General features: G+C 68.6%; 16 protein-coding genes. 12 read left to right on the forward strand and 4 right to left on the reverse strand.

Translation table 11 applies throughout. The features are described 5' to 3' along the window. Positions 1-215 precede the first annotated feature (215 nt). Positions 216-812: a bifunctional DNA primase/polymerase gene (locus tag ABD156_RS35135; protein WP_344284105.1), complete on the forward strand. Its 597-nt coding sequence runs from the start codon at positions 216-218 to the stop codon at positions 810-812. Positions 813-874: 62 nt separating this feature from the next. Here the strand turns inward: ABD156_RS35135 and ABD156_RS35140 are convergent, their stop codons facing one another. Then, positions 875-1,618, reverse strand: a complete 744-nt coding sequence (locus ABD156_RS35140) for a S1 family peptidase (RefSeq protein WP_344284108.1) — start codon at positions 1,616-1,618, stop codon at positions 875-877. A 184-nt stretch (positions 1,619-1,802) separates the two neighbouring features. On the opposite strand from ABD156_RS35140, the gene ABD156_RS35145 reads away from it, so the two are divergent. From ABD156_RS35145 to ABD156_RS35195, 11 genes are all read left to right on the forward strand, one after another. Continuing rightward, a complete protein-coding gene (locus tag ABD156_RS35145; protein WP_344284110.1) occupies positions 1,803-2,717 on the forward strand; it encodes a hypothetical protein in 915 nt (304 codons plus the stop codon). Between the two features lie 263 nt (positions 2,718-2,980). Continuing rightward, positions 2,981-3,247, forward strand: a complete 267-nt coding sequence (locus ABD156_RS35150; protein ID WP_344284112.1) for a gas vesicle protein GvpO — start codon at positions 2,981-2,983, stop codon at positions 3,245-3,247. A 19-nt stretch (positions 3,248-3,266) separates the two neighbouring features. Further along, positions 3,267-3,704, forward strand: coding sequence for a gas vesicle structural protein GvpA (locus tag ABD156_RS35155; RefSeq protein ID WP_344284115.1), 438 nt, complete (start codon positions 3,267-3,269; stop codon positions 3,702-3,704). After that, entirely contained in the window at positions 3,701-4,429 is a 729-nt protein-coding gene (locus ABD156_RS35160; protein WP_344284118.1) for a GvpL/GvpF family gas vesicle protein, read from the forward strand. Before ABD156_RS35155 ends, ABD156_RS35160 begins: the two co-directional genes overlap by 4 nt. Further along, the gene (locus ABD156_RS35165) at positions 4,429-4,665 is read left to right on the forward strand and encodes a gas vesicle protein GvpG (RefSeq protein ID WP_344284121.1); all 237 of its coding nucleotides are present in this window, start codon (positions 4,429-4,431) and stop codon (positions 4,663-4,665) included. The genes ABD156_RS35160 and ABD156_RS35165 overlap by 1 nt, the downstream gene beginning before the upstream one ends. 13 nt (positions 4,666-4,678) lie before the next feature. Next, positions 4,679-5,209: a hypothetical protein gene (locus ABD156_RS35170; protein WP_344284124.1), complete on the forward strand. Its 531-nt coding sequence runs from the start codon at positions 4,679-4,681 to the stop codon at positions 5,207-5,209. Beyond that, positions 5,202-6,221: an SRPBCC family protein gene (locus tag ABD156_RS35175; protein ID WP_344284127.1), complete on the forward strand. Its 1,020-nt coding sequence runs from the start codon at positions 5,202-5,204 to the stop codon at positions 6,219-6,221. Before ABD156_RS35170 ends, ABD156_RS35175 begins: the two co-directional genes overlap by 8 nt. Positions 6,222-6,236: 15 nt before the next feature. Further along, positions 6,237-6,572 (forward strand): gas vesicle protein, encoded by a 336-nt coding sequence (locus ABD156_RS35180; RefSeq protein WP_344284130.1) that lies wholly within the window; start codon positions 6,237-6,239, stop codon positions 6,570-6,572. Further along, complete coding sequence (locus ABD156_RS35185; protein WP_344284133.1) at positions 6,569-7,309, forward strand: GvpL/GvpF family gas vesicle protein; 741 nt, start codon at positions 6,569-6,571, stop codon at positions 7,307-7,309. Before ABD156_RS35180 ends, ABD156_RS35185 begins: the two co-directional genes overlap by 4 nt. Next, entirely contained in the window at positions 7,276-7,488 is a 213-nt protein-coding gene (locus ABD156_RS35190) for a gas vesicle protein (protein ID WP_344284136.1), read from the forward strand. The genes ABD156_RS35185 and ABD156_RS35190 overlap by 34 nt, the downstream gene beginning before the upstream one ends. A gap of 11 nt (positions 7,489-7,499) precedes the next feature. After that, positions 7,500-7,793, forward strand: coding sequence for a gas vesicle protein K (locus ABD156_RS35195; protein ID WP_344284139.1), 294 nt, complete (start codon positions 7,500-7,502; stop codon positions 7,791-7,793). 112 nt (positions 7,794-7,905) lie between these two features. On the opposite strand, the gene ABD156_RS35200 is transcribed toward ABD156_RS35195, so the two are convergent. From ABD156_RS35200 to ABD156_RS35210, 3 genes are all read right to left on the reverse strand, one after another. Continuing rightward, a complete protein-coding gene (locus ABD156_RS35200; protein WP_344284142.1) occupies positions 7,906-8,877 on the reverse strand; it encodes an ArsR/SmtB family transcription factor in 972 nt (323 codons plus the stop codon). 168 nt (positions 8,878-9,045) lie between these two features. Next, positions 9,046-9,876 carry an NAD(P)-dependent oxidoreductase gene (locus ABD156_RS35205; protein ID WP_425546123.1) on the reverse strand — a complete coding sequence of 277 codons (831 nt, stop codon included), beginning with the start codon at positions 9,874-9,876 and terminating at the stop codon, positions 9,046-9,048. Between the two features lie 40 nt (positions 9,877-9,916). After that, positions 9,917-10,783, reverse strand: coding sequence for an NAD(P)-dependent oxidoreductase (locus tag ABD156_RS35210; RefSeq protein ID WP_344284148.1), 867 nt, complete (start codon positions 10,781-10,783; stop codon positions 9,917-9,919). Positions 10,784-10,874 lie beyond the last annotated feature (91 nt).

Here is a 10,874-nt window from a genome sequence, read left to right on the forward strand (position 1 = left end):
AGAAGCCGCCCTCGGTGCGGCTGCGGGCTGACCTGGCCGAGTCCAGTTTGGCGACCCCGGCAGCTCCCGGTTTACTGCCGGTTTTCCGGCTGGTCTGGGACGCGTCGCGGTTCCATGGTGGTCGGTGGCACTCCGGCAGCCGATTCCTGCTCGTCCCGCGCAGTCCACCGTGAACTGCGCGGCCGGGGCGTGCTCTCTCGGAAGGGATTCTCACGATGACCCTCGTTGCGCGCGGCAGCCGTTCGCGCTGTTTGGCTGGGGACCACGGGGCCGCTTTGCGTTCGTTGCGCACGGCGGCCGAGCAGTACGCCGCGCGGGGCTGGCCGGTGCTGCCTGGGCCGGTGTGCGACGGGCTGACCAGCTGGGATCCGGTCACTCTCGAGCTGCTCGGCGGCCGGGAGACGGCGGTGTCGCCGTCCGGTGCGACCGTCGACCGCCGCGTGATTTCGGAGTGGTGGTCGGTGCATCGGCAGGCGATTCTCGCGCCGGTCGGGCGGCATTTCGACGTCCTGCGCACTACCGCCCACCTCGGCTGGCGGACGCTGGCCGCCTTCGAAGGCGGCTTGCCGCTCGGTCCGGTGGCGTTGTCGCCGCACGGGGCGTACTTCTTCGTCGAGCCCGGCCTGCGCGTGGACTGCGAACTGGCCCCCGGGGTTGAGGTCCTCGCGCCGGGGGACCTGGTTGTCCTTCCGCCGAGCAGGGTTGTCTCGGGGATCGTGTGGTGGCGCATTTCCCCGGCGGATCGCGACGCGTTAGGCGACGGTGCCGGGATTCTGGGCAAGCTTGGCGACCTTTCCGGCGAATCCGGGTGAGAAACGCGACGGCCCGAGCCGGAGGGGATACGCACCAATCCCTCCGGCCCGGGCCGTGCCGATCAGACCCCGGAGACCTGCTGAATCCAGTCCCGGCCCGCGGCCACGCTGCCGTAGGTCGTCACGCTGGAGCGGTCGCTCGTCGAGCACACGCCGACCTGAACACCGTCGTCCACCATCGGTCCGCCCGAGTCTCCGCCGGCCACTGCGCCGTTCGGGGTGCTCGCCGTGATCGCGGGTCCGCCGGCGTTGTCGCTGTCCTGGGTGTTCGAGATCGTGACGACGGCCTGCTTCAGCACGCTCGACTGGTGGTGGCCCTCGTCGCTGCTCTGCGTCGCGCCCCAGCCGTACACGGTGGCGCTGTCGCCCTCCTGCGCGTCGTTGGAGCTGCTGGCCAGACGGGCGAAGGTGCTGCCGCCGTCGGTGTCCAGTTTGATCAGCGCCAGGTCGCCGCCGGAGTAGACGTACGTGGACGAGGCTTTGGCGTGCACGCCGCCGCTGGCGCTGTTGGAACCGACGTAGAGGTCGATGTCCGTGAGGCGCTGGCCGTTGTTGTCGTACATGCAGTGCTTCGCGGTGAGCACCCAGCGGCTGCCGATCAGCGTGCTGGTGCAGAAGAACGTGTACCCGTTGGCGTGGCCGTTGAACCGCGTGATGTAGCCGGGGTTCTGCGCGGTGCTGCCGCCGATGATCGACGGCTGGGCCTCGGGCGTGGCGGGGCTCGCGGACGCGGGGGTCACGGCGAACGCGCCGAGCACCGCGCAGGAACCGGTCAGCACGGCGAGGGCCCGGGTGAGTGCGCGCATTTCGCTCCTTGGGGAAGGCGTTTCCGATGGGGACGCTTCCGAACGTAAGCAGCGCGGCGCCGCGGCGGAATCCGCCGAAACGCCCGTCGCGGGCAAGCGGCGGCAACGCGACTTTCGACGGGTTGCCAACCGGTGAAACAGTGCCGACAATCCGTCTCAGTCCGTTTTTTCCAGGAGGGGCGAAATGCGGTTGTTCGCCTCGGCTCCGGTGCGGGAGCGGCTGGCCCAGGCACTGGCCGAGGGCCCGTTCGAACGCGCCCTCTCGCTGGCGATCGAGCGCAGCGGCCTCGGCCTCGCGCGGCTGCGCGAGCGGCTCGCGGCGTCCGGCGTTCCGGTCAGCACGACCACGCTCAGCTCGTGGCGCACCGGCCGCAGCCGTCCGGAGCGGCCGGAATCGTTGCGGGCGCTGGCCTTGCTGGAACCGGTGCTGGACGTGCCGCCGGGCACGCTGCGCGCGCTGCTCGACCGGCCGCGCACCGGTGGCCCGGCCCCGCGCGCGGCGCGGTGGGATCGGCTGTGGGAGAACCGCAGCCTGCTTCCGATGGTGCTGAATTCGTTCGAGGATTCTTCGCCGGAATCGGTTAGCGTGCACGAAACGCTGCACGTCGACGCCAAGGGCCGGATGCGCAGTCTGCACGTGCGAGAAGTGCTGCGGGCGCTGGACGAACCGGCTTTCGTGCGCATTGTGGCGCTGCGGGGATTCACACCCGGACAGTCGCCGGAGCTGGTGTCTGCGCGGTACTGCCGTCCGGGGATCGTGCAGACGACGCCGGAGCAGGCGTTCTCGGTGACAGAGCTGGTGCTGGACCATCCGCTGGCGCCGGGCGAGACGGCGATCGTGGAGTACCGGTTCGCGTTCCGGGACGAGGAACCCGACTCGCGCTACGACCGGCGGTTCCGGCTGCCGATCGCGGAACACCTGCTGGAAGTGCATTTCGATCCGGCGGCGTTGCCGGTGGAATGCGTTTCGTACCGGCAGGATTCGCCTGCCGGGCCGGAGCTGGAGACCGCGGAGGCGCGGGTGCGGTCCGGCGTGCCGGTGCACGTCATCCGGACCGGGCAGGGGTCCGGGATTCACGGGATGCGGTGGCGGTGGTGAGCCGCCGGGCGTCCGGATTCCACTGAGGACACCGATGTTGCGTCCTTCGTGGACGGACGTCTTCCGTGCGGAGTGGAGCGCTTCGCGTGCGGGCGGCTACTGAGAGTCCGATTTCCGCTGACTGGCGGGGCATCGCTGCGCTGTTCGGCCGAATTTCTGTTTTTCCTCGCGAGTAGCCAGTTTTGGCCGGGACGGTCCGGGTAGCCGACCCCACATGTTCCCACGGCCAGGTGTGAGAGGACGCGACGACGGCCGGAGGCGGGATGGCTGAGGAGCGCCGATCGCCTGCCGGGCTCATGCGTGATGCGCGCGCGGTGTTCGAGGAGCTGACCGAAAAGGACATCGAGTCCGTGTCGGCGTTCACCAAGGACGGCGACGGCTGGAAGCTGCTGGTGGAAGTGCTTGAGCTGGAACGGGTTCCGGACACCACCAGCCTGATGGCCACCTATTGCGTCCGGGTGGACGCACAGGGCGGCTTCCTCGGCTACGAGCAGGTGCGGAAGTACGCGCGCGGCCAGGTCGACGCGTGAGAGAGGGAAAGGGGATTTCATGACCATGGCGACCGGACGGTCGAGCTCGGGCAGCCAGCTGCAGCGGGGGCCGGGAACCGGAAACCTGTACGACATTCTCGAACTGATACTGGACAAGGGTCTGGTGATCGACGCTTTCGTCAGGGTTTCGCTGGTGGGCATCGAGTTGCTCACTGTGGACGCGCGGATCGTGGTGGCCAGTGTGGACACTTACCTGCGGTTCGCGCAGGCGTGCAACCGGTTGGACCTCACCCGGGCTTCGAGCGCCACGACGCTGCCCGACTTGCTGGGCGAGGTCACCGAGAAAGGCGCCAAAGGAAAGTCCAAAGGCGCGCTGACCGGTGCTGTCGAGACCTTTGCCGAACAGTTCCAGAAGTCCAGTGACAAGGACGGCGAAGAGGCTGAGGAGCGCCCGCGCGGCCGCAGCCGGCGCAGCAGTGCGAGGTCGAGCGAATGAGCACTTACCTGTACGGCATCACGTTCGCCGATCATCCTGCCGAGGTGGGCGATCTGCGCGGCATCGGGCCGTCGCCGGCGCCCGCGCGGGTGCTGCCCGCTGGAGACGAACTCAGCGCGGTAGTAGGCGACGTCGAGGGCGAGCTGCGGGCGAAACGCCGGGACCTGCTTGCCCATCAAGAGATCCTGCGGGCGTTGTGCGACAGCGGGCCGACGTTGCCGATGCGCTTCGGTATCGTCGCCGACGACGATACCGCTGTGGCGCACGAGATCGCGGCCAAAGCCGAGGTGTATACGGCTGTCCTGCGACGCGTCAGCGGGCACGTGGAGATGAACGTCAAAGTCTCGCACCGGGAAGAGGCCGTCCTCGGGCAGATTCTCGCCGGCGACGAGGAAATCCGGAATCTGGCCGCGGGCCTGCGGGAGGACGCCGGACGCGGTGAGGCGGAACAGGTCCGGTTCGGCGAGCTGGTCGCCGGGCGGCTCGAGGAACGCGAGGCCGAGGACGCCGACGCGGTGCTCGGCTATCTGCTCCCGCTGGCGTCCGAGCATTCTCCGGGACCTCGGGTCGACGGGTGCTTTTTCAACTGCTCCTTCCTGGTGCCCAAGGAGAAAACGGCCGAATTCCAGGACGCGGTACAGCGGCTGCGGGCTCTTGTCGAGGAAGTCGCGGAGGTCCGCGTGCAGGGACCGTTGCCGCCCTACAGCTTCACCGAGGACCAGTAATGGGATTGCTCGGCGAGCTTCTCCTGCTTCCGCTGGCGCCGGTGCGGGCAGCCGCCTGGGTGACGGAGCAGGTCGTCGATGCCGCTGAGCACGAGAAAATCGCACAGTTGCGGCGGGAACTGGTTTCCCTGGAGGGAGATCTGGTGGCGGGCCGCATCAGCGAGGAGGAGTTCGACCGCGGGGAAGACGAAATACTCGATCTGCTCGAAGAATTCGACCGGGGGGTTGCCGGATGAACGGAGCGAACAGATGAAACCGGGAATGAAGGTCGCGGCCGCCGTGGTCGGCGGTTACGTGCTCGGGAGAAGGAAAAAAGCCAAGCTGGCCATCACCATGGGCGCGTGGCTCGTCGGGAGGAAACTGAATCTCGACCCGAAGAAGCTGCTCTCGGACCTCACGCACGAATTGGCTTCGTCGCCGGAACTGGCCGGGGTGCGGGATCAGGTGCGGGACGAGGTGGTGGGTGCGGGCAAGACCCTGGCCGCGGACATCCTGGCGCATCAGGCCGGGCGGCTGGCCGGTTCGTTGCAGGGGCACACCGAGAACCTCCGGGACAAGGCCGCCGGTCTTCCTCTTGGCGGCAGCCAGGATTCGCCTGATGGGGAGCCGGACGATGACGAGGACAGCGATACGCGGCCCCGCAAACGCACCGCGAAACCGCGCAGTTCGGCCCAGGGGGCGCGCAAACCCGCGCGCAAGACGTCCGGCGGATCGGCACCGCGGAAACGGACGTCGTCGAACAGCCGGGCGCAGAAGAGTTCGGGGGTGAACCGTGGCTGAATCCCGTTCTGGCAACGACGAAATCGGACCCCTGGCGAAGCTTCGGGAACTGGCTTCGCGCAATCCCGCGACAGAACAACTGCTGCACGCCGGAGAGGAGTACGCACAGGCGAAGGCCGAGCAGGTGATGTCCTCGGCGGGCAGCAAACTGGGCGAGGCGTCCCGTCGGCTTGCCGATGCCGGAGGAAACGGCTCGCTGAAGGGATTGTTCAGCGTCGGCGAGAAAATCGCCGAAGGGAAATCGCCGGTCAGGTCGCTGGTCGAGGCCGGCGGCAGGGCAGTGAAGAATTCCGTGTCGGGTCTCTTCGGCAAACGCGGGGGCGGGTCCGGCGGCAAGAAGGTCATCAACATCATCGAGGACATCGACGTCGGCGTGCCGGTCCGCGAGGCGTACGACCAGTGGACGGAGTACCAGAAGTTCAGCAGCTTCACCAAGGGCGTCACCGGCGCCGAGCAGACCGGCGACACCACTTCGCAGTGGCGGTTCGAGATTTTCTGGTCGAATCGGTCGATGAAGGCCACCGTCACCGAACAGATTCCCGACGAACGGATCGCGTGGACCACCGAAGGGGCCAAGGGGTCGATCAAGGGCGTGGTGACCTTTCACGAACTCGCCCCGAGCCTGACGAAGGTCCTGCTGGTCATCGAGTACTACCCGTCCGGTCTGTTCGAAAAGACCGGCAACATCTGGCGCGCGCAGGGCCGCCGGGCGCGGCTGGACCTCAAGCACTTCCGCCGGTTCATCACGATGGCCGGGCAGGCGTCGGGAGACGGCTGGCGCGGCGAGATCCGCGACGGCGAGGTCGTGCGCTCTCCGGAGCAGGTGCGCGAGGACGAGGACGAACCGCGCGAGGAGGAGGACACCGGCGGCGAGCCCGAGGACGAGGAGTTCGACGAGGACGAGCCGGAAGAACCCGAACCCGACGACGTCGAAGAGGAAGACGAGGACGTCGACGAAGACGACCCCGAGGAAGACCGGCCCCGCGGCCGCCGGACAGTCTCGGCACGGTGACGAGGAGGCAGCAAGATGAGCGAGTCCAGCCTGTCCGCCGGGAGGCCGCTCGGCGTGTCCCGCGCGGGTTCCGGCGGCGGCGCGAACCTCGCCGACATCCTGGAACGGGTGCTGGACAAGGGAATCGTGATCGCCGGGGACATCTCCGTCAACCTGCTCGACATCGAGCTGCTGACGATCAAGATCCGGCTGCTGGTCGCGTCGGTCGACCGGGCCAAGGAAATGGGCATCGACTGGTGGGAGCACGATCCGTCGCTGTCGTCGGGCTTGCGGCGGAACGATCTGGTCGAGGAGAACGAACGACTGCGCGCGCAACTCGAACTCGCGCGGGGAGAGCGAGCCGAACAGTGAGCTGGTATTGCTACGCGGTCGCCGAATTCGCGCCGGAAAACCCGGCCAAGGGCGTGACCGGGCTCCGGGCCTGCCCGGTTTCCGCCCTTTCCGCGGCTGGGCTGACCGCGCTGGTCAGCCCAGTCCCGGACGAGGAGTTCGACGACACCGTCCTGCAGGCCAACCTGGAACACCTTCCGTGGCTGGAAGAAATCGCCCGCGCGCATCACGCCGTCGTGGACGAGGCGAGCCGTCGGACCGGCGTGCTGCCGCTGCGGATGGCGACGATCTATCGGGACGAGCACCGGGTGCGAGAAATGCTAGCCGAGCATTCCGCGAAATTTATCGAAGCGTTGCGCCGGGTCCGGAATCATGCCGAATGGGGCGTCAAAGTCTTCGCCGCGCTCCGCAACGCTCCCGAAGAGGAGGAACCCGCCGACGGCCGTTCCTATTTGCGGCAACGAATTCGCCAACGCAAGGCACGGGACGCCGGTACTGACGAAGCAATCGGGGTCGCCGAGCGCATCGAACGAGAACTTAGGCAGCTGTCCGCGGAGATCCACCGACACCGCAACCAAGACCCCGCCCTGACCGGCCGCGCGGACCGCAACATTCTCAACCTCGCCTGTCTGGTCCCCGACACCTCCCGGGACCGCTTTCTCGCTCGGATCGAGCAATTGCGGCAACCGGCGGAAGCCGGAATCGTCGTCGAGGTGACCGGCCCGTGGGCCCCGTACTCGTTCGCGGGGATCTCGTGAGCGCCGCGGTGGAGCAACCCGACCGGCTCGCACTGGTCGACCTGCTGGACCGCCTGCTCGCCGGCGGCGTGGTGCTCACCGGCGACGTGGTGCTGTCAGTCGCCGAGGTCGACCTGGTGCACATTTCCTTGCGCGCGTTGATCACCTCGGTCCGCGAAGGTCGTCCGGCGCCGTGGTGAAAGGAGCGACGATGAACGAGGCCGAGGAACTCCTCGGAGCAGCCACCAGGCTCGAGACGGATGCCGATTCGGTGGAACGCGACCTGATGAAATTGGTCCTGACCGTCGTCGAACTGCTCCGGCAGCTGATGGAACGCCAGGCCCTGCGCCGCGTCGAGGAAGGCGGACTGACCGAGGACCAGGAGGAACGCCTCGGCCTGACCCTGATGCTGCTCGAACAACGGCTGACCGAACTCCGCGACCGGTACGGGCTCGCGGCGGCGGACCTGAACCTCGACCTGGGGCCGTTGGGAACGCTGCTGTAACGGCGCGTCGAGAGGCGGCTCGATGCGCGAAATCACGGCCCGGCAAGTCGAGTTCCACGGATCCCATGAGGACGATCGCGTTCTTGGCGAATGACCGCGGAAGACCCCGCGACTACCGCGCCTCGAGAAATGCCTTCCCCAGCGGCGTAAGCGAATGATGCACCCCCGCCCCCTCCCGGGTCGTCGTAATCAACCCGGCTGTCCGCAACGTTTTCGTATGCTGGCTGACCGCCGCCGGTGAAACGCCCAACCGCGCCGCCAAGACCGTCGTGGACGCCTCCGCTGCCAATTCGCACAACAACCGCGCCCGGGTGCGGCCCACGAGCCCTGCCAGTTGATCCTCTCGGGTGCCCACCGGTTCGCGCGGCACCAGCCCCGCCGCCGGGCAGACCAGCGTCGGCTGCTGGGCGGCGTCGATGAATGTCACCGGTTCGCCCCAGCAAAAATGGGCTGGCACCAATACCAAACCCCGCCCGTTCAAAGCCACCGTGCGGTCGCGCGGATAGTCCGCCTCCAGAACCGGATTGCGCCACCGGATCGACGGGTGCAGATTCCCCAGCAGTGCCTCGACCCCGCCGCTCAGCAGCTGCTCCGCGTATCGGGTGCGCTCGGTTTCGACTCGCCGGTCCAGGACCGGCCGCGCGGGTCCGAGGACGAGGTCGCTGTACTCGCGCAGCGCGTGCACGACACCGCGGGTGCTGCCGTCGGCGTAGACCGTGCGGGCCCAGCGCGGTGGGCGGCGGTGCTGGGCGAAGGTGCGGGCGATGTCCTCGCGCAGGACGGCTTTCGGCTGGGCCAGGATGGTTTCGAAATGGGCTCCGACGTCCGTTTCGTCCAGCGCCGGCGTCAGGAAGTCCGGGAAGTTCCCGGCCGGAACCACCTCCGCGGCGGTTTTCAGGCAGCGCCAGCGCGCGGGCGCCCGCCGGGCGCCGGTCAGGACTGTCGCGCGCCAGCCGCGGTACTCCAGGGGCAGGTGAGGGTCCTGGAGACTGTTGATGCTCAGAATCAGCTCCCACGTCGGGTGCGCGCCCCTCGCCACTCGCACCCGGCACAGGTCTTCGGCGGTGAAAATCATGCGCAGCATCGAAATCAACCCCTGGTCCGCGCCTCCCCAGCGCGGCTCTGCGTCCAGGATGCGGCCCGGGACCGCGGTCTGGGAAGCGTCGTCCGGCGACCGGCGCGGATCTGTCGGCGGGCGGGGCCGCGGATTCGGCCGGGCTTAACGGCGGCGGCTTCCCAGACCGCGGGCGGATCACGCCTTGCTGCGGATCACGTCGATCAGGCTGGACCAGCTGTCCCGGCCGTGCCCGGCGGCGATGGCGCGGTCGTAGTGCTCCTTCACCGCGGCGGGCAGGGCCGTGTCGATGCCCGCGTCCCGGCTGGCGGCGAGGACGTGGTCGGCCGTCGCGCCCATCATCTGGGCGTTCGCCTGGTCGCCGGGGTGGGTGCCGCTGTCGACGTTCTTCGCGGTCTCGTCCAGCGTCGTCTGCACGAGGGTCAGCAGTTCCGCCGCGTACGGGACCAGCGTCGCGGCGGGCACCCCGGCCGTGCCGACGAGCGCGGCGGAGTGCAGGAACGCCGAGAGCGTGGTGAGGAACAGGTCCAGCAGCGACTGGTAGTACAGCTGCGCCAGGCCCGGGTCCGCGCCCCGGTAGTCCGGCCGTCCGATGACGCGCAGGGCAGGCTCGATCCGGTCGAACACCGGCTGCGCGCCGCTGTAGAACACGAACGAACCCTCGGTGCCGACGACCGGCGCGGGCACCATGATCCCGCCGGCGATCATCTCCGCGCCGCGCGCGGCCAGCCATTCCGCGGCCACTCGCGTCCGCTCCGGCGTGTCCGAGCTGAGGTTCACCACGATCTTGCCCCGCAGCGCGTCCTCGGTCGGCGCGAGAATGTCGTACATCGCCTGATAATCGGTGAGGCTGAGAAGCACCAGTTCGTTCGCGGCCAGCGCGTCCACGACCGTTTCCGCGCGCTTCGCGCCCGCGGCCACCAGTTCGTCGGCCCGGCTCGCGGTGCGGTTCCACACCGTCACCTCGTGGCCGGCGGCCAGGTAGGACCGCACCATGGCCTGGCCCATCGGGCCGAGACCGATCAACGTCACATTCACGGTTTTCTCCTTATTTCTTCAGCAGTTCGATGACGCTCGTGAGGTTTTCCGCGCCGTGGCCGTCGGCGGTGCGGCGCAGGAGCAGCTGGTGCAGCGGCGCGAGCAGCTCGGAGCTGACGCCCTGGTCAGCGGCGGCGGCGGGCAGGTTGTCGAACGCGGCGGCCTGCATCCCGAGGTTCGACACGACGCCCTGGCTGTAGTCGCCGCTGTCGATCTCCTTGGCGGCGTGCTCGGCGAAGGTGCCCATCGCGGTCAGCCATCCGCTCAGCAGCGGCTGGAACTCGACCGCCGAGAGGCCTTCGCTGCGGATCAGCGCGTAGGCCTGCAAGATGCCGATGAACTGGCCATACATCCCCGACAGCAGCGAGAGGTCGTGCAGTGCCGCGAGGCCCGGATCCTCGCCGACGTAGTTGCTGCCGCCGAACGTGTCGAACGCCGCGCGATGCGTGTCGAAGACGTCCTTCGGCCCGCTGTAGAACACGAACGCGCCCGGCTGCCCGATCATCGGCGGCACCGCCATGATCCCGCCGTCGAGGAACTTCCCGCCCTGCTCCGAGACCCATTCGGCCAGCTCACGGGCCTGTCGAGGGGTGCCGTTAGTCAGGTTCACCACCGTCTTGCCCGCCAGCGAAGCCGTGCCGAGCACCTCGCGCACCGACGCGTCGTCCAGCAGACAGGCGATCACCAGCTCGCTCGCCGCGACCGCTGCGGCGGCCGACCCCGCCGCCACCGCACCCCGTGTGACCAGCGGTTTCGCCTTGTCCGCCGAGCGGTTCCAGACCGTCACCGGCCGCCCTGTGTCCAGCAGCGCGCCGACCAGTGCGCTGCCCATCGCTCCGAGCCCCAGCACAGTCGCTGAGGTCGCATTCCCGGACATGTCGTCCCTCCCGTTCGTCGATCTGCCGACCACGGTGCCGACGCCTACGCACGGTTCGCTGGGGGTCCGCGCACGGGTGCGGTTACGGTGG

The organism is Amycolatopsis albidoflavus, from assembly GCF_039525725.1.
In the GTDB taxonomy this organism is placed as follows: Bacteria; Actinomycetota; Actinomycetes; order Mycobacteriales; family Pseudonocardiaceae; genus Amycolatopsis; species Amycolatopsis albidoflava.